General features: G+C 65.4%; 17 protein-coding genes. 7 read left to right on the top strand and 10 right to left on the bottom strand.

All coding sequences use genetic code 11. From position 1 onward, the window contains the following. Positions 1-59 precede the first annotated feature (59 nt). Together VRZ77_RS14305 and VRZ77_RS14300 are read left to right on the top strand one after the other, a co-directional pair. Positions 60-842 carry a DUF4394 domain-containing protein gene (locus VRZ77_RS14305; protein WP_414593313.1) on the top strand — a complete coding sequence of 261 codons (783 nt, stop codon included), beginning with the start codon at positions 60-62 and terminating at the stop codon, positions 840-842. Between the two features lie 97 nt (positions 843-939). Next, complete coding sequence (locus tag VRZ77_RS14300) at positions 940-1,317, top strand: DUF2147 domain-containing protein (protein ID WP_414593312.1); 378 nt, start codon at positions 940-942, stop codon at positions 1,315-1,317. 8 nt (positions 1,318-1,325) lie between these two features. Here the strand turns inward: VRZ77_RS14300 and VRZ77_RS14295 are convergent, their stop codons facing one another. The 3 genes from VRZ77_RS14295 to VRZ77_RS14285 are packed head-to-tail and all read right to left on the bottom strand — an operon-like array spanning position 1,326 to position 4,698. Further along, positions 1,326-2,555, bottom strand: coding sequence for a class I SAM-dependent methyltransferase (locus VRZ77_RS14295; RefSeq protein ID WP_414593311.1), 1,230 nt, complete (start codon positions 2,553-2,555; stop codon positions 1,326-1,328). An 11-nt stretch (positions 2,556-2,566) separates the two neighbouring features. After that, the gene (locus tag VRZ77_RS14290) at positions 2,567-3,352 is read right to left on the bottom strand and encodes a DUF1365 domain-containing protein (RefSeq protein WP_414593310.1); all 786 of its coding nucleotides are present in this window, start codon (positions 3,350-3,352) and stop codon (positions 2,567-2,569) included. Next, positions 3,349-4,698 (bottom strand): NAD(P)/FAD-dependent oxidoreductase, encoded by a 1,350-nt coding sequence (locus VRZ77_RS14285; RefSeq protein ID WP_414593309.1) that lies wholly within the window; start codon positions 4,696-4,698, stop codon positions 3,349-3,351. Before VRZ77_RS14285 ends, VRZ77_RS14290 begins: the two co-directional genes overlap by 4 nt. 122 nt (positions 4,699-4,820) lie before the next feature. Here VRZ77_RS14285 and VRZ77_RS14280 point away from each other — a divergent pair, with 122 nt between their 5' ends. From VRZ77_RS14280 to VRZ77_RS14260, 5 genes are read left to right on the top strand one after another with little or no spacing between them, the layout of a single operon-like run. Then, on the top strand, positions 4,821-5,468 hold the full coding sequence (locus tag VRZ77_RS14280) for a sigma-70 family RNA polymerase sigma factor (RefSeq protein ID WP_414593308.1): 648 nt from the start codon (positions 4,821-4,823) through the stop codon (positions 5,466-5,468). Continuing rightward, on the top strand, positions 5,465-6,136 hold the full coding sequence (locus tag VRZ77_RS14275) for a ChrR family anti-sigma-E factor (protein WP_414593307.1): 672 nt from the start codon (positions 5,465-5,467) through the stop codon (positions 6,134-6,136). Before VRZ77_RS14280 ends, VRZ77_RS14275 begins: the two co-directional genes overlap by 4 nt. A 26-nt stretch (positions 6,137-6,162) precedes the next feature. Continuing rightward, positions 6,163-7,020, top strand: coding sequence for an alpha/beta hydrolase (locus VRZ77_RS14270; RefSeq protein ID WP_414593306.1), 858 nt, complete (start codon positions 6,163-6,165; stop codon positions 7,018-7,020). Then, positions 7,017-7,826 carry a DUF1295 domain-containing protein gene (locus tag VRZ77_RS14265; protein WP_414593305.1) on the top strand — a complete coding sequence of 270 codons (810 nt, stop codon included), beginning with the start codon at positions 7,017-7,019 and terminating at the stop codon, positions 7,824-7,826. The genes VRZ77_RS14270 and VRZ77_RS14265 overlap by 4 nt, the downstream gene beginning before the upstream one ends. Positions 7,827-7,829: 3 nt before the next feature. Beyond that, a complete protein-coding gene (locus VRZ77_RS14260; RefSeq protein WP_414593304.1) occupies positions 7,830-8,858 on the top strand; it encodes an SAM-dependent methyltransferase in 1,029 nt (342 codons plus the stop codon). 10 nt (positions 8,859-8,868) lie between these two features. Here VRZ77_RS14260 and VRZ77_RS14255 read toward each other — a convergent pair whose 3' ends face one another. The 7 genes from VRZ77_RS14255 to VRZ77_RS14225 all read right to left on the bottom strand — a co-directional run bounded on the left by VRZ77_RS14255 (position 8,869) and on the right by VRZ77_RS14225 (position 17,049). Beyond that, the gene (locus VRZ77_RS14255; protein ID WP_414593303.1) at positions 8,869-9,282 is read right to left on the bottom strand and encodes a DUF2177 family protein; all 414 of its coding nucleotides are present in this window, start codon (positions 9,280-9,282) and stop codon (positions 8,869-8,871) included. Positions 9,283-9,531: 249 nt separating this feature from the next. Continuing rightward, complete coding sequence (locus VRZ77_RS14250) at positions 9,532-10,182, bottom strand: hypothetical protein (RefSeq protein WP_414593302.1); 651 nt, start codon at positions 10,180-10,182, stop codon at positions 9,532-9,534. Next, the gene (locus VRZ77_RS14245) at positions 10,179-10,877 is read right to left on the bottom strand and encodes a S1 family peptidase (RefSeq protein ID WP_414593301.1); all 699 of its coding nucleotides are present in this window, start codon (positions 10,875-10,877) and stop codon (positions 10,179-10,181) included. The genes VRZ77_RS14250 and VRZ77_RS14245 overlap by 4 nt, the downstream gene beginning before the upstream one ends. Positions 10,878-10,891: 14 nt before the next feature. Next, entirely contained in the window at positions 10,892-11,329 is a 438-nt protein-coding gene (locus tag VRZ77_RS14240) for an RT0821/Lpp0805 family surface protein (protein WP_414593300.1), read from the bottom strand. 29 nt (positions 11,330-11,358) lie between these two features. Further along, positions 11,359-15,030: a tubulin-like doman-containing protein gene (locus VRZ77_RS14235; RefSeq protein ID WP_414593299.1), complete on the bottom strand. Its 3,672-nt coding sequence runs from the start codon at positions 15,028-15,030 to the stop codon at positions 11,359-11,361. Between the two features lie 14 nt (positions 15,031-15,044). Further along, positions 15,045-15,527 (bottom strand): hypothetical protein, encoded by a 483-nt coding sequence (locus tag VRZ77_RS14230; RefSeq protein ID WP_414593298.1) that lies wholly within the window; start codon positions 15,525-15,527, stop codon positions 15,045-15,047. Positions 15,528-15,561: 34 nt separating this feature from the next. Then, a complete protein-coding gene (locus VRZ77_RS14225; RefSeq protein WP_414593297.1) occupies positions 15,562-17,049 on the bottom strand; it encodes a hypothetical protein in 1,488 nt (495 codons plus the stop codon). Positions 17,050-17,054: the final 5 nt, after the last annotated feature.

Genomic DNA, 17,054 nt, shown 5'->3' with positions numbered 1-17,054 from the left:
AGGCGGCGGGTAACCGCTACGTCAAGCCGATCTGTTCGGCTTCAAACGGAGGAAGGCAGATGAAAGTCTCGATGATGGCCCTGACGCTCGCGGGCCTGCTTGCCGGTGCCGGCGCCGCTCAGGCCCAGAGCGTGGTCGCGCTGATGGACGGCAACATGATCGCCACCGTGGACGCCAAAACCTGGACCGCCGGCAAGCCGATGAAAGTGAGCGGAGTCGATGGCAAGCTCATCGGCATCGATGTGCGCCCCGCCGACGGCATGCTCTATGGCCTGTTCGATGATGGCACGGTCGCCGTCATCGATGCCTCGACTGCCAAGGCGACCATGAAGTCGAAGCTCAGCACCACGCTGGCGCCGGGTGTCGCCGCCACGGTCGATTTCAACCCGGTTGCCGACCGGCTTCGCGTGATCGGCAGCGACGGCACGAACCTGCGCGCCAATGTCGATGACGGCAAGGTCACGACCGACGGCAAGCTGAAGTTCGCCGACACCGACATGCACAAGGGCGAGACGCCGAACATCGTCGCCGGCAGCTACACCAATTCGATGAAGGGGGCGAAGGAAACCGCGCTCTACAACATCGACGCCACCCTCGGCGCGCTGGTGAAGCAGGCTCCGCCCAATGACGGCGTGCTGACCGTCGTCGGCAAGCTCGGGGTGAAGGCTGATAGCTACGCCTTCGATATCGTGATGGCCGATGACACCGCGAATGAGGGTTGGCTGCTGGCCGACGGCACGCTTTTCCGTATCGATCTGGCCAAGGGCGCGGCGACTGAGGTCGGCAAGATCAACGGCGCGAGCGGCAAGGTCCACGACATCGCCGTCATGCCGTCGATGTGACGATCGCTGTCATGAGGAAGAAGGCCGCTGGAGCGATCCGGCGGCCTTCTCGTTGCGTAGAACGATCATTGTTCTGCCCAGACACAGGAGTGTGGCGATGGCCCTTCGTCTCGCAATCGTGCTCTCGTCGCTGGTGGCCACACCGGCACTCGCGGCTTCCGGCGCATCGGACCCGTCTGGCGTCTGGATGCGCGGTGACGGCAACGCGCGCGTGCGGATCGCGCCGTGCGGCGGCAACATCTGCGCGACCAATGTCTGGATCGGCGACACATCGGGTGGTGAGAATGTCGGCGACCGGCTGGTGCTCACCGTCTCGGCCGGCAACGAAGGCAAGCTGGTCGGCACCGCTTATGACCCGCAGCGCGGCCTGACCTATTCGATGGAGATGACCATCAAGCCGCGACAGTTGCAGACCCGCGGCTGTGTCCTTGGTGGCCTGCTGTGCAAGTCGGTGAACTGGTCGCGCGACGACTGACCCCGCGCTCAGCCCTTCAGCCGGTACAGGCCGACATCGATGGCGCCGGCACGGAAGCCGCCCTCGCAATAGCTCAGATAATATTCCCAAAGCCGCTTGAACCGGGCGTCGAAGCCCATCGCCTCGATCGCAGGCCATGCGGCGAGGAAGCGGGTGCGCCATTCCGCCAGCGTCTGCGCGTAGCCGATGCCGAAGCACCGCGTCTCGACCAACGCCAATCCCGCCCGTTCGGCCTGTTCGGCGATATGCGTCTTGGTCGGCAGCATGCCGCCGGGAAAGATGTGGCGCTGGATGAAATCCGTCTGCCGCCGGTACCCCTCGAAACGGTCCTCGGCGATGGTGATCACCTGCAGCACCGCCGAACCGCCGGGCTTGAGGCAGGCGCGCAGCTTGGCGAAGTAGGTCGGCCAATAGGCTTCCCCGACCGCCTCCAGCATCTCGATCGAGACGATGCGGTCGTAGCTCTCGGTGACGTCACGATAATCTTGCAACCGTAGCTCGGCACGGTCCGTGAGTCCTGCGGCCGCGATGCTCTCCTGCGCATAAGCCAGCTGCTCGCGCGACAGTGTGATGCCGGTGACCTTCGCCCCGCTGCGCGCGAGCGTGGCGGCAAGAGCGCCCCAACCGCAGCCGATCTCAAGCACGCGCTCGCCGGGCTCGACGCCCAGCATGGCGACGATCTGCGCGAGGCGCTCGCGCTGTGCCTCTTCCAGGCTCTCTCCCGGCGCCACAGTGATGGCGGAGGAATAGCTCATGCTCTCGTCAAGCCAGAGCCGGTAGAACTCATTGCCGAGATCGTAGTGAAACGAAATGTTGCGCCGGCTGCCGGCTTTGGAATTGCTTTTCAGCACATGGCAGAGCCGGTGCCACAGCCGCACCGGCGGCAGGGCGTCGATACGGGCGGCAAGGTCGGGGATATTGAGCGCGGCAAGCTCGATAAAGGCCGGCAAGTCCGGGCTCGACCAGTCACCGGCCACATAGGCCTCCGAGAAGGCGATATCGCCGCCGACTATCAATCGTTGAAGGGCGCGCCAGCGATGCAGCACCAGCGTGGCCTCCGGTCCGGCGGCGCGTCCGCGCCCGGTCAGGCGACGGCCGTCCGGCGTCACAACCGTGAGGCTACCGACCGCGATGCGACGCAGCAGCCGGGCCAGCATCGTCTCGCGGAAACGCAGCGGCGCGGACGGCGCGTCAAGGTCACGGGAGGACTTGGCGAGGCTCTCGGCGTTTATGCTCATGCGGTCCTTCCTCAGGAACGATGGGGAGGCGAAATGCTTACAGGCGTCTCGGGCGCCGGCGGACGCGGGCGCAGGCTCACGCCCTTGGCCCAAATCCGCAGTGCTTCCCAATGTATGCCGGCTATGACCTTGAGCGTGAGCAGCGGATGGCTGACCAGCGCCCGCATCAACTCGCGGTCGCTCACCGCACGGCGCCTGGCGGCATGCACCGCGCTCAGCACCGGACCAGCGGCATCGCTGGCGAGTATGGCGATGCGCAAGGCCTCGCCCGGCGGATCGACACGGAAGCTGTAGGTCAGCTTCATGTCCATGAAGGGTGACACATAGAAGCGCTTCTCGGCCTTCTGGCGCAGCGGCGCCGCCTCGCCCTCCACGACGGGGATCAGGTACGAATGACGCTGGCCGAAGGTGTTGTTCACCTCATAGAGAATGGCGAGGAGCGATCCGTCGCGCCGATAACAGAAATAGACGTTGAGCGGATTGAAGGCGTAGCCGAACAGGCGCGGCATGGTGAGCAGCCGCACCGCGCCGCCATCGGGCTCCAGTCCGGCGGAGGTGAGCAGACGCTCGATCTGCGCCTTGAGCGATCCACCCTGCGGATCGGCATAATCGCGGTCGAAGAAGCTGAACAGGTTGAAACGGTTACGCGAGAATAGCGTCAGCCGGGCGTCCAGCGCATCGATCTCGTCGAGGTCGAGCAGCAGCGAGAACAGGCGATAGGCCAGACGGTGGCGGCGCGGCTTGAGCCGCATATGCATGACCGATCCGAGATAGAGCGCCGAGGCGGTGTCGCTCATGACGCGGTCTCCCAAAGGGTCGGCGCCAGCTGATGCAGCGGCAGGACGATCCGGCCGGATTCGTCGGCGACATCCCACGGCCGCCGCACCCCGCCCAGCGCCTCGGCGGCCGCGAGGCCGGCCTGAAGCCCATCCTCATGAAAGCCCGCGCCGAAATACGCTCCGGCAAACCATACTCCACCTTCTCCCTGTAGCGTCCACAGCCGCTGCTGCGTGGCCATGGCATCGGCATCAAACAGGGGATGCTCATAGGTAGTGCGGTAAGCCACCGTCGCGGGATCCGGCTCGGTGGTTGGATTGAGGGTAACGAACAGCGGCTGATGCTCGGGAATGTGCTGCAGCCGGTTCATCCAGTAGGTCACACACAGGCCGGTGTCCGCCCGCCGGTCGGCAAGGTAGTTCCAGGCCGCCCACGCGCCACGCCGGCGGGGCATCAGCCGGGCATCGGCGTGCAGCACCGCGTCGTTGCGGCTGTAGCGGAAGGCTCCGAGCAACCTCGCCTCCGCGTCGGTTGGCTGATCCAGCATGGCGAGCGCCTGATCGGCATGGGTGGCGATCAGGACCTGATCGAAGCGCTGTTCGGCCCCCTCGTCGTCGACCACCACGACGCCATCGGCCGTACGGCGGACGCTACGGATCGCGTGTCCCGTTACCACACGACCGCGATAATCCTCTCGCAACCGGGCAACATAATTGCGGCTGCCGCCGGCTACGGTGCGCCAGACCGGCCGGCCGGTGATCTGCAGCAGTCCGTGATTGGCGCAGAACCGCACGAACGCGGCGGCCGGATACTGCCCGACATCGGCGGAAGGCGTCGACCAGATTGCCGCTGCCATGGGGTAGAGATGATCGTGGCGGAACGCGGCGCCATAGCCATTGGCGTCGAGATAGGCGTCGAGGCTCTGCCATCCCATGGTCGGCAGATCGCGCGGCGCGTTGCGATAGAAGCGCAACAGGTCCATCAGCATCGAGCCGAAACGGGGCGACACGAGATTGCGTGGCTGCACGAACAACCCACGCAGATCGGTGCCGGCATATTCCAGCCGGCCACCGTCAAGCGAGACGGCGAAGGACATGTCGGTCGCGCGCGTCGGGACGTTCAGCGTTGCGAACAGCGCAGTGAGATTGGGATAGGTCGCTTCATTGTAGACGATGAAGCCGGTATCGACCGGAACGCCCGCCGCCAGCACCGTGTTGGAATGGCCGCCGAGCCGGCTTTCGCCCTCGAAAAGCGTCACCTCATGACGCTTCGATAGCAGCCAGGCTGCCGACAGCCCGGAGATGCCCGCGCCGACCACCGCGATGCGCGAAGCCGCGCGGGGCATAAAATCCTGATGGATGTTCATGGTGCGAAATCCAGGGTCGCGGACAACTGTCTCGTGGTTTTCCTGTATGTACGCAGCCGACTTCGCGATGGATCATGCTTCGATGATATGATCCGGCGATTGGGTCCTTCCGTAAAAGGGGTATGAACACTGCTCCGGAGCCCACCAGACTTAAGATCGCCAACCCGTCGCGCTCGCAGCGCGGCGCGCGGGTGAGCCATTTGATTCAGGACGACGCCATGCCGGATGGCAGCGAATTGGCCGAACTGGTGCGCAGGGTTGCCGCGGACCAAGACCGCCAAGCCTATGCCCGGCTCTATACGTATTTCGCGCCGCGGGTGACGGCATTTCTGCGCAAGTCGGGTCTGCCCGACAATGCGGCGGAAGAGGTTGCGCAGGAGGTCATGCTGTCGGTCTGGCGCAAGGCCTCCTACTTCGATCCGGAGCGCGCAGCTGTCTCGACCTGGATCTTTACCATCGCCCGCAACCAGCGCATCGACCATGCGCGCCGCCAAAAGGGCGTCGCGGCAGCGAATTATGCATCGGCGGACGATGACGAGGTCGCGCCTTCTGGGGAGGTGCTGCTTTTAAGTGCAGAGCGCGATGCCCTTGTCCGCGCGGCATTGCAGGCGCTGTCGGCTGAGCAGGCCGCCATTGTGCGTCTCTCCTTCTTCAGCGAAAAAGCGCACTCTGAAATCGCTCAGGAACTCAGCCTGCCCCTCGGCACCGTGAAGTCACGCGTGCGGCTCGCCCTCGGGCGACTGCGCACGCTGCTGGAGGGCCAGTCGTGACCATCCGCCATCACGCAACCGATGAAACGCTCCTGCGCTATGCCGCGGGACAATTACCGGCCGCACCCGCCCGCGTCGTTGCCGTGCATCTTGCCGGCTGCCCGGTCTGCCGTGCGCGTGTGGCGGCATTCGAAGCGGTGGGCGGCGCCTTGCTGGAAGAGTCCGTCCCGGTGCCGATGTCGCCGGACGCCTTTGCTGCCGCGCTGCGCGCGCTCGATTCGGAACCTCAAACCACCAACCGTACCTCACGGGTTCCGCTCGCTCGCGCCCGCAAATCGGCAAAGCTGCCGGAGGGCATCCCGATGCCTGACGCGCTGCGCGACTGCGATGTCGGACCTTGGCGCTGGGTCGGGATCGGTGTGCGGGTCAGCACCATCAAGCTGCCGGAAGATCCCAATGCCAGCATGATGCTGCTGCGCGTCTCCCCCGGCCGCCAATTGCCGGAACATGGCCATTTCGGCACCGAGTTCACGCAGGTGCTGTTCGGCTCGTTCTCGGACGCCTATGGCCGCTACATGCCCGGCGATCTCAGCGAGATGGGTCATGAGGTCGAACATCAGCCGATTGTCGATCCCGACGGTGAGTGCGTGTGCCTCGCCGCGCTTGATGGCGGCATGCGCCTGACCGGCTTCATTGGCCGTCTGATCCAGCCCTTTATCAGGATGTGAGGCCCGCGATGCGCGAGGCTCTGCTGATGGCGCTCGCCGTTCTCGCCGTCGGGGCGGGGACCATCGCCGTCGCGCCTGTCGCTGCCCTCAACGCCTTGTCGCGACTGCACCCGATAGTGGCCGTTCCGGACCAGAGCTACGCCGAAGGCGACCGGCACGGCGTCGATGTCTATCGACCGGAAACCGGCACCGGCTTGCCCGTCGTCGTTTTCTTCTATGGCGGCGGATGGGAAGAAGGCGATCGCGCGCTCTACCGCTTCGTCGGCGCCGCGCTCGCCGGCCAGGGCATCGTGACCTTCATTCCCGATTATCGCGTCTATCCGCAGGTGCGGTTCCCGGACTTTCTTGACGATGCCGCCCGGGCCGTGCGGTGGGCGCGCGATCATGCCCGAGAGTTCGGCGGCGATCCCTCGCGGCTCGTGACTGCCGGCCATTCAGCGGGTGCGCATATCGCCGCGATGCTCGCCTTCGATCCGCAATGGCTGGCGAAGGCGGGCCTCGACTCCCGGCGCGATCTCGCCGGCATGGCGGGGCTTGCCGGGCCTTACGATTTCCTCCCGCTGCATAGCCAGACCCTGATGGACATTTTCGGGCCGGAGGCGGAGCGCCCGCTCAGCCAGCCGATCAATTTCGTGACGGAGGGCGAAGTGCCGGTCTTTCTCGCCACTGCAACGGCGGACAGCTCGGTCGATCCGGCCAACACCACGCGCTTTGCCGCTCGCATCCGCGCCGCGGGCGGCAGCGCGGAGACGCGGTACTACGAGAACCTCAGCCACCGGACCATCATCGGCGCCGTCGCCCCGCCGCTGCGCTGGCTCGCGCCAGTGCTCGACGACGTGGCGGGCTTCGTTTACCGCGTTACCGGGCGGGAGGGCCTGTCGTGAGCCCGGCCCTAGCATTGCTCACCGTTGCCGTGGCGCTCTCGCTTACGATGGCGGCGGCGTGGCTTTCCGCCGAGCGCAGCGGCAATCATGGCTGGGTCGATACCATCTGGTCATTCTCGACCGGCGCGGCCGGCGTCGCGGCGGCCCTGTTGCCGGGCGGCACAGAGGCATGGGCGCCGCGTCAGCTTCTCGTCGCCGTGCTCGTCGCGCTCTGGGCGTTGCGGCTCGGAGGACACATACTGACGCGAACCCTGTCAGGGCATGACGACCCACGCTACGCGGCCCTGCGCAAGGAATGGGGGCAAAGCGCCTCGTTCCGGCTGTTCGTGTTCCTGCAGATTCAGGCATTGGCCGCGTTCGCGCTCGTCCTCGCGGTGATGGCGGCGGCGCATCAGCCCGCACCTCACTGGCGGATCGGCGACGGTCTCGGCGTTGCGCTGTTCCTGATCGCCGTGGCAGGCGAAGCGCTGGCCGATCGCCAGCTTGCCCGGTTCCGAGCGAACCCGGCCAATCGCGGCAGGATCTGCGATCAGGGGCTTTGGGGCACCACGCGCCATCCCAACTACTTCTTCGAATGGCTCGGCTGGGTGGCCTATCCCGTCATCGCCATCGATTTCACCGGCAACTATTCGTGGGGCTTTGCCGCGCTGGTCGCCCCTCTCCTCATCTATGTGCTGCTCGTCCACGCCTCCGGCATCCCGCCGACGGAGGCGCATATGCTGCGCACGCGCGGCGAGGCGTTCCGCGCCTATCAGCGGCGGGTCAACGCGTTCTGGCCCGGCATTCCGGGCCGACAAGGGAGCTGAGCCATGAGCCTCATTGCCACCGCCGGCCGCATGGCTGAACGCCTTCCTCTGCCGGATGCCGTGACGCGGCTCGGCATAGACGTGCTGGTCGGCCGCACGCGGCGCTCGCTGGCCGGCTCGCCCGCAGGCTTTGAACGCCGTTTCGCCGAGGAAATGGCGGCAAGGCCGATCGCCGAACACACCGAGCGCGCCAATGACCAGCATTACGAGCTGCCGCCGGAATTCTTCGCGCTCACCCTCGGCCCGCGCCGCAAATATTCCTGCTGCCTCTATGACGACGGCGCGCAGACTCTGGCCGAAGCTGAAATCCGAGCGCTGGAAGAAACCGTCGCGCATGCCGCGCTGGCGGATGGCCAGTCGATCCTCGAACTCGGCTGCGGTTGGGGTTCGCTGACGCTGTTCATGGCCGAACGCTTCCCCTCGGCCCACATCGTCGCCGTCTCGAACTCAGCCCCGCAACGCCTTCACATTGAAGCCGAAGCTTCAAAGCGCGGTCTCGGCAATGTGCGTGTCGTAACGGCAGACATGAATGTGTTCGAGACCGATCAGCGTTTCGACCGCATCGTCTCGGTCGAGATGTTCGAGCACATGGCCAACTGGCAGGCGCTGCTGGAGCGCGCTGGTGGCTGGCTGGCACCGGAAGGGCGGATGTTTCTTCACGTCTTCACCCACCGCTCCACACCCTACCGCTTCGACCATGCCGATCAGGATGACTGGATCGCGCAACACTTCTTCACCGGCGGCATCATGCCGAGCGAGGGGCTGCTGCGGCACGTCACCGATCGTTTCGTTGTCGAGCAGGAATGGCGCTGGAGCGGCCGGCACTATGCGCGCACTGCCGAAGACTGGCTGGCCAATTTCGACGCCAATCGCACGCGGATCGATGAGGTGCTGCGCGACGTCTATGGCGCCGATGCCGGGCTATGGCGCCGGCGCTGGCGGCTGTTTTACCTCGCAACCGCCGGCTTGTTCGGTCATCGCGGCGGCGATGAGTGGGGCGTAAACCACTATCGCCTGCGCCCGCGCGGGTAGTTGGTGAAGTTCAGCTCTGCCCCGTGCCCATCAGGGCACGGGTTATCAGCATGCCCGCCGTGGCGGACAGGCCGGTCAGCACCGTTCCCCAGATCAGGTCGGCCACGGTGATCAGCGCCGGCCAGTCGCGCAGTGTCGCATGGTTGGTGAGATCATAGGTGCCGTAGGCGACGAGGCCGAGAAAGCCCCCGAGCATCAGCGCCGAGCTCCACCGGCCGGAGACCAGCGCCGGCTGCACGGCAAACACCACGATGCCGGCGATGTACAGCAGGTAGAACAGGATGGCTGGCGGCAGATTGATGTTATCCGCCATGAGGTTACCCAGATGCGGGCGATAGAGGCGGCTTGCCATGAGGCTGAGCCACACCGAATCGAGGGCGAGAAACAGAAGGCCAGTCGAGACATAACCGATCACAAGCTGCACAGATCTCTCCTCGCCTTTACGAATCCTCACATTCTACGGACGTGATCCGCGGCCGGATCAACTCCGCCTGCTGTTGGGGTGGAAACGAGATCGCCTTTTGCAGACGTTGTGCTGCCCGTTTGGGGCACGCCCGGCTGAAGAGTGGGCGGAGTTTCATCGGGAAAAGCGCCTCGGCGTGCCATTCCTTAGGGTTCTCCGCTCGGCAAAGCCGTGTGCGATAGTCGCGCGGCTACGCGTAAGTCGGCGCCGTCAGTTCAGCCGACCGCAGGCCGAATGGCGCGTGAGGAGCGGGCAGGCGCCGGACGCCGTGGACCGGCTGACCACGTCGCGGAGAGCGGCCCAGTCACGCGCATTGATTTCTACGGAGGAGGGGCGCTCCAGGCCCGCGTCCTGCCGGAACTCGTCCAGCGCACGCAGTATGACCTGCGGCGAGATGTCGGGAGTTCCCGGGAGGTACATCAGTGCCGCGAGGTATTTCTGCGCCTGCCTGAGGTCTTCCGGCGGCACCCGCCATTTCGTGCCTAGCAGCGTCGGCTGTCGACGTTCGCGCCAGGGGGCCTCGTTGGGCAGGGAACTCGGGACGGTGATGCACCGCTCGCCCGAATATGTGCTGATCGACAGGCCGGCATCCCGGACGATTTCCAGGGTGTACTCGCGACACATGTCCCGGCAGCGGGTGCAGGGACGCCCCGTCGACTTCGACATGATCAGCCCGGGCGTGACCTGGGCGGACAGGTTCGGCGAGATCGACGTGCGATGGGGCTGCCCGTAGCTGAAATCCTTCATCGCCTGTTCGACAAGCACATCGATGCTGTTGCGCTCGATGGGCGCCAACCCCTCCTGCGCGTGGGTGGCCGATATCAGCAGCAGCGGGAGAAGAACAGCCAGGATGCGTGTCATTTGCATCGTATCTTGACCGTGCCCCGCGATGGATCCTTCGCTTCGGCTTTTCCAGATGGCCGTGAACTCTCCGCAATCCTGAACACGTCGTGAAGGGCTACGATGGGCGAGGCTACGAGTGCCCGGCGCGCGCCGTTCATTCGACCGGTGAGGATGGCAATGACCCGACCCTTCCCATCCAGGACCGGACCGCCGGAAAAGCCGGCAGGAACATCCCCCGCGAGCAGGAGAACCGGGCCATCCCTCATCCCGACCGGCTCCGCCCTGGCGCGAACCGGCTCGGTGGCGCCGCCGGCGGTCGCGGGGAAGCCCAGTATGGTTAAGGGGCCGCGCGCCGCTTCCGCCGCGAGATGGAGGATATCCCCCGAGGGCGCCGACACGGAGAGGAGCGCGGCGTCGCGGTCCGCGATGACGCGCTCAAGCTGGGCCGGCAGCCAGCCCAGATGTTGGTTCTCGACGCCAAAGGATTCGCAGCCCGCCAGAACATGCGCGCTGGTCAGAACAGTAGTCGGCGCCACGAAAAATCCGGTCCCCACGGCCGTTGCCGCCGCCGGTATCGGATGCCGCCGGGCGTTCTCGTAGACCTCTTCCAGCGTCGCGGCCGCGCAGGCCGGACATGAGAGTGCGAGAAGCGTTGGCAGAACGTGCAGCCGGCCGGCCCGACGGCGGCCGGTCGCACGCTGGGTCAGGCTCACGTCGACGCGCCGCCTCAAGAGCAGACCGAATGCTCTTCGGTGACGACCTGGCCTTCCTTCACATAGGTTTCCTTGACCAGCTGGCATGCGCGGCCATCCTCGACGACTGCGCGCAGCGGCGTGATAGAGCCGCTATTTCCGGTATTGCCGTTGCGCCAGTACACCGTCTGCGACGACGTACGGGCACGCTGGAGCGCGGCATCGCGTTCAGCGCGGTCGCGCGCATCCATCTGCGCGCCGATCGAGCCGCCGATCAGAGCGCCGACGCCGGCAATGGCGACGCAGGTGCCCGCATTTCCGCCAAGCGCCGCGCAGCCCAGGCCGCCGATGGCGGCTCCGATTCCGGCGCCCGCCGCGGTCTTCCGGCCGACCGAATTGGTCTGGCAGGCGCCGAGAAGCGCGGCAACGCTGAGGAGAAGAAAGGAATTTCGTGCAAGCTTAAGCGTGTTCAAGATACGTCTCCCATTGAATTATTGGCGGATCAGGCGACCGGAGGGGGCGGAGCCGGCGGCGGGGCGCCAGCCGTCTGAAGCAGCAGGGCGAGGGTAGGGATGTCGCGAATGCTCACCCATTGCTGCGAGCCTTCTGGGCAGACCTTCATCTCGGCGCTCAACTGCCCGAGTTGCCCCAGCATCTGGAACGCCGACACCTCGAACGGTCCCACGACCTGGCCCACGGCGTTGAACAGCCAATAGCGCGGCGCGGTCTGGGCAGGCGGGGGCGGGGGCGCGACGGGAGCTGAATCGGGCCAGCGAGAAGGCTGGGTTCCCGGAATCTCCCCACCATGGCCCGTGATCAGCTGCAGAAGCCGGGCCTCGTCGAAAACAGCCCAGTTGATGGTTCGCTTCTCGGTCGCCTGCCGTGCCGGAGGATCGCGCGGGTCGCGGCCGACTTCGGTATCCTCGACGTCATCCAGCGTGCCGGGAATATTGGTCGTCCACTGGGCGACCTCGTCGTGAAGCATGTCGATGACATCCTCCGGGGTGCGCCCGCCGGGCAGGCTGCCGCCGATCCGCTCAGCCTGGAGCCGGAAGTCCTTTTCCATCTGCAGGCAGGTGTGATGGCCGATGCCGCCGCGACGGAGCAGCGCGCCGCGTTCGCTTTCCTCGAACGGCCGCTCGGCATAGACGCGCTTGGCGAACCAGCCGGCCAAGGCCGACATCGCCAGGAACTGAACATAGCCGAAGCGCTCCTTGGCGCGCCGGATGTGCTCCGTCAACCGGGTCTTCTGGCTGGTCTGGAATCCACGGCGACGCAGATATTTCTCGTCCCCCACCGGGTCCCAATGGCTCCGGGCCACCTCCATCTCATAGATGCGCCGCGCGGAACTGAAGCGCAGGGCGCCGAGCATGACGCCTTCGAGGAACAGCGCGATCCGTTCTCTCAGGTCTTCCAGTTCGGCGGAGGTGGGAACGATCGGATCAGGAAACCGCAGGTCGTCCTTGTGATTGTGCAACGGAAGCGCGTCGGGGCGGCTCTGCTCCCGCAGATAGGACGGACTCCATTCCGAGCGGATCGACGCGATCGCGTCGAGCGGAATCCCGGAGAGCTCGCAATAGCAGACGATCCGGCCGGGCACGCCCGATTCTTCGTAGGCGAGCGAGGTGAGGCCCGATTGTCCGGGGAGGCGCGAGCGCGCCATCTCGTCGAATTCGGCACGAAACGCCTTGGTGTCGTCCACGGCGATGAACATCTTGTAGTGCTCGTTCTCCGGCCGGAAGCTCCGGCTGAAATCCGTGTAGATCCACGGCATGGCGCGGGCGATCAGCAGCTCCATCAGGCGCTGCTGTTCGTGGACCGGAAGCTGGCGCAGTGCATCGACGACGGAGGGAATGCGCTGGCGATAGTCGCCGAGCCGCTTGTTGGTGATCGAACGCAGCAGCCCGAGGATTTCCAGGCGCCCGTCCTCATTTTCCAACTTGGCGAAGATCTCGCGTGAGCCGCCGATGCCCTCGAAGGCTTCACGCGCCCATTCGAGCTGCCGCACGGCGTTCTCGGGAGGAAGCTCGACCCCCTTGTCCTTTATGACGAAGAACGTCCCGCCGTCGCCTCGGCTCAGCGCATCCTGCAGGCGGGCCGTATCGCCATCGATCATGGCGATGAGCTGCCGCACCCGCCGGCGGCCGGTCTGGAATTCGCCGATCAGACCGGACCAGACCGTCTCCCCGGTTTTCTCGTCGACGCCATTGGGCGAGCCGAGGAACTGGGACACACGGTGCAGAAGGGCGATGGCCTCGCGGCAGGCGATGCTCCGCAAGCGCGCCTGGAGGGTCGCGATCAGATCGTCGCGCACCTGATTGAGATATTTCTCGGCCGCCTTCCGGCCGCCGCCCGTCAGGAAACTGCTCTCGGCGGCCTGCTTCACCCGGTCGATCGACGCCTGAAGCTGTTCGGCATGAAGACGGTTCGCCCGCTTGGCGTAGGCCTCCTCCGCTTCGAGCAGGCGGGTGACGATGCCGGTGCCGGACTCTTCAAGCCGCGCCTGTATCTTCGCCACGAGGTCGATGGTGTATTCCAGTCCCCCGCGCTCCTGATCGTCGAGAATATTGTAGAGCTCGGCGCGCAGGCTGCCTTCGTCATTTCCCCGCCGCAGGAGCGCGGTTTCGAGCCGCGCCCTTTGAGCGGCGATCTCGGCGCCCTTGGGTCCGTACGTGGCGCCCTCGCCGACGCGTCCTTCGACGTCCCTCTGGCGCACGTCGACAAGCTTTCGGATCTCGGCTTCCCACGCCTTGTGGTCGGGAATGCGCGCGAGGATGCCCGCAACATCCTGCTCGATCTCCGAGGCGAGCGTGACGGTCACCGCGCTCTTGTCGGCGCGCAGCAACAGGTGGTCGACCAGGGCATAGTCAGTGATCGGCGCCTGTTCGAAGCGCGCGCGCTCATCATAGTCGTCGTGGAAGGCTTGGCCCCGCAGCCGCAGGCGCTCCTGAAGAAAGGCGTCGCGCTCCTCCGTGGTGGCAAGCCGGGCCTGTCCCTGAAGCGCCATGCCGAAGAAGGCGCGGACCATGGAGCCGCTATTGCGCGATAGGTGTTCCTCGACCTGAATGCTGGCCTTCGAAATCAGCGTCGTCTGCCCGATCGCCGAATAGGCGCGGGAATAGAACAGGCCTCCCCGCAGCCATTCCGGCAGGTTAGGCACATAACTTCCGAGCTTGTGGCGTTGCTGGTTGACCGCCACGGAGCGCTTCCGGCGGGCGAAATCGCTGGAGCCGAAATCCTCGAAGAGGATGTCGGCCACCATGTCAAAGATGTCCTCCTTGTTGCCTGTCTGCTGGCCGGCAATGTTCTGCCGATCGAACAGGTAGACATCCTTGTAAGGAGCCGGCACATCCGGCTCCGGCTTGTCGAAGTCGGTCCAGCGTGTGACGTAAGGCGGCTTGCGGGTGCCGCGCATGGCGAATTCGAGCTCGGACAGCGCGGCATAGGTATTGGCAAACACGCGATCCTTGTTGGCGTCGCGATAGCCACCCGGAAGCATCAGGAACAGGTCGAGCTGGTCGACGCGGGGCGCCCGCATCGAGCGCAGCGCATAGCCCACATCGATGAACGCGCCGGAGCCTGTGCCGCCGGCGCTGGAGCCAACCACCACGACACGCAGATTGGTGCCGGTCTTGAGGCCGAGGCTGCGCAAGGCCGCCTCGTTGGTCACGTTCTGGGTGACGCGATCCGCCTGGGTGCGGACGAGGTTCATGAAGTTGGTGAATTCGTCGAAGAACAGCAGCCTTGAGATCGCGCGGATCTGGCCGGCGCCCTTCTCGGTGTCGATCTTGTCGAGCTCCCCTTTCGGGAGCCAGTCCTGAATGATCGGGTAGTTCTGTATTTCGGCGATGTAGTGTGCGGTATCCACCTTCTTCTGGATCGTCTCTCCGCCACGGGCGAAGGCCACGCGCGAGCCCAGAACGTCCGTCGCGCCGGCTCGTCCGCTTTCGCGCGCCTCGGCTGTGTCGGTATCGAAATAGACGAACCGGGCCGGCGGGAATTCGTCGAGCGACATCAGGCTCCGCCCGGCCCAATTGTGCTGCAGGATGCGCCGCCGCAGGCGAAGCAGGACCTCCATGCCGGTGCCGCCCAGCGCGACGAACACGGTGGGCATGACGTCAAGCAGCACGTCCGAGCTGCGGTTTGGTGCGTCGGTATTCGCTGTCTCGTTCATGTACGCCCCCACGCTCAGCGCCGCGTCTTCAGAGCTGCGCTTCGCTTCCTCAGGAAGAGAACGAGCAGCGCCAGCGAAATGAGCGTGGCCGGGACGAGCAGGACATACTGGGTCCAGATGTCCGCGATGAAGCCGGCGATCAATATCAGCGTGGTGAAGGCCAGCCAGCTAAACAGAAGCCACCCCGCTTCGGAGGCCACGCCGGGTGCGGCGTAACGGGACTGGAGCCCGCGCGTCACCGACATCTTCACGAAGAAATAGGGCACCAGCAGAACGACGAAGATCACCGCGCCGAGGGCGATCTCGTTGGTCGAGATGGACTTGCCGAGCTTCACGTCGAAAGACAGGGTCGAGGACTGAGACGGTGCGGAGGTCGCTGGTTTTGAGGCCTGCGCGGCCGGAGGCGCACCCGTGCCGCCCGGCGGGGCAGATTGATTTTGGCGCGGCGCCGGAATTTTGAAATCGGACTGGGCGAGGCGTAGCGTAGCATCCGTCATTTCAGCGCATTCCAGTGGGAGGCCGAGGGGGAATTCAGGTTTGGCGGGAGCGCGGTGGGCCGAACAGCCGGCCGCGCAGCAGATAGGACTTGCCGTCGATGCCTTGGAGCGACACTTGCTGGCCCGGTCGCAGCGTCACCCGCTGAGCGCCGCCACCGCCCAGCGCGACGCTGTAGGGGCGAGGCCGCAGCGCCAGCGTGAGCGCGCCGATGATGAGCAGCAGGGCCGCGATCCCGCCGCCCGCCCCCGCATAAAGCGGCCAGGCCGGATAGCTCAGCGCCAAGCGGATCGGGATGGTGGTGACCCGCTCGCGGACCGTGCGGAAATCGAAGAAGATGTCGGGAAGCTGCTGCTCGACGAAGGCGCGCTGGCCTTCGCCCATCATGCCTCCGCCGAACACCGCGGCGGCCTTCTCGATGAAGCTGTCGTCGAGATCGAAATTGAGGTCGTTCAGCGAGATGCTCAACTCGCCATCCACCACGGCATCCGTCGCCAGCAGGCCCTCCAGCCCGTCGGGGCGCGGGACGACGGGCACCGTCAACGTGAAGCGCAGAGGCGCCGACACCTGACCGGTGCCAATGTTCTGGACATAGGGGGGATCGATTTGGACGGAGCCGGACTGCTGCGGCCCTTCCCACGACGCGCTGACACGTCCGTTCAGAATCTTCTTGGGGTAGGCGACATTGGCCACTTCGCCCACGAAGACCACCGTCGAGACCTGATCCGCGTCGAGGCCGCTGACGACCAGAATCCCGTTCTCGATCTCGATCCTGCCGCCGTGGCCGACCTCTTGAGGTTGCAGGCGCAGTTCGAGGGTCCGCGGCTCCTGCGGCTTAAGGAAGATGGGCGGATCGGCAAACAGCGCACGCAGAGGCGTGTCGGGGCCCGTGATCACGTCGAGCGCTCGCGCCCCCTCGGGACCATAGGCGATGCCGTAGACGATGAAACCCTTCTCGGCGAAATTGGGCCCGGAAACGGGCATGCGCAGCGGAAAGGCGATGATCCGGGTTATGAACTCCGAACCGCGCAGCAATTCATAGAATCCTCGCGTGTTGTTCTCGACATCCTGGCTGTTGTTCGGAGAGTTCTTGTTGTTGCTCAGCATCCAGATGATGCCGTCCTGTTGCTGCAACAGGTTGCCGAGCGTGGCCTGCAGGGCGCCGAGAAAGTCGGCGTCGGCGTAACGTCCGTTGGGACGACGCGGCAGGTTGATCGTCTTCAGCTTCCGGGCAACGGCTCCCGGATCGTAGGCGCCCGCATACAATACGTTGGGCGAGGATTGTCCCGGAACCTGACCGTCCTGATTGAAGGTCGCCACCGTGATGTCCACCCCTTCAAGCTGGGTGGCATCGATCAGGCTCTCGGCGAGGGCGAGGAATTGCGAGGCCGGGTCGAGGTAATACGGCTCCATCCATCCCGAATTCTGGATGAGATAAACCTGCCTCACCGAGGCCGCGTTGGCCGGGAGCGCCGCCAGGAGCAGCGCGCAGCTCGCAATAAATTTCAATATATACCGGTTCATTCCTA

This window comes from Ancylobacter sp. G4_0304, from assembly GCF_047501495.1.
Classification (GTDB): Bacteria; Pseudomonadota; Alphaproteobacteria; order Rhizobiales; family Xanthobacteraceae; genus Ancylobacter.
Note: the sequence above shows the minus strand (reverse complement) of the source record. Positions and strands in the feature narration are given on the sequence as shown.

Bases quoted from the DNA above. Each gene is read 5' to 3' on its own strand.
- VRZ77_RS14305 (WP_414593313.1), top strand. From the start codon at position 60: ATGAAAGTCTCGATGATGGCCCTGACGCTCGCGGGCCTGCTTGCCGGT.
- VRZ77_RS14300 (WP_414593312.1), top strand. From the start codon at position 940: ATGGCCCTTCGTCTCGCAATCGTGCTCTCGTCGCTGGTGGCCACACCG.
- VRZ77_RS14295 (WP_414593311.1), bottom strand. From the start codon at position 2,555: ATGAGCATAAACGCCGAGAGCCTCGCCAAGTCCTCCCGTGACCTTGAC.
- VRZ77_RS14225 (WP_414593297.1), bottom strand. From the start codon at position 17,049: ATGAACCGGTATATATTGAAATTTATTGCGAGCTGCGCGCTGCTCCTG.
- VRZ77_RS14235 (WP_414593299.1), bottom strand. From the start codon at position 15,030: ATGAACGAGACAGCGAATACCGACGCACCAAACCGCAGCTCGGACGTG.
- VRZ77_RS14230 (WP_414593298.1), bottom strand. From the start codon at position 15,527: ATGACGGATGCTACGCTACGCCTCGCCCAGTCCGATTTCAAAATTCCG.
- VRZ77_RS14250 (WP_414593302.1), bottom strand. From the start codon at position 10,182: ATGACACGCATCCTGGCTGTTCTTCTCCCGCTGCTGCTGATATCGGCC.
- VRZ77_RS14285 (WP_414593309.1), bottom strand. From the start codon at position 4,698: ATGAACATCCATCAGGATTTTATGCCCCGCGCGGCTTCGCGCATCGCG.
- VRZ77_RS14260 (WP_414593304.1), top strand. From the start codon at position 7,830: ATGAGCCTCATTGCCACCGCCGGCCGCATGGCTGAACGCCTTCCTCTG.
- VRZ77_RS14270 (WP_414593306.1), top strand. From the start codon at position 6,163: ATGGCGCTCGCCGTTCTCGCCGTCGGGGCGGGGACCATCGCCGTCGCG.
- VRZ77_RS14290 (WP_414593310.1), bottom strand. From the start codon at position 3,352: ATGAGCGACACCGCCTCGGCGCTCTATCTCGGATCGGTCATGCATATG.
- VRZ77_RS14280 (WP_414593308.1), top strand. From the start codon at position 4,821: ATGAACACTGCTCCGGAGCCCACCAGACTTAAGATCGCCAACCCGTCG.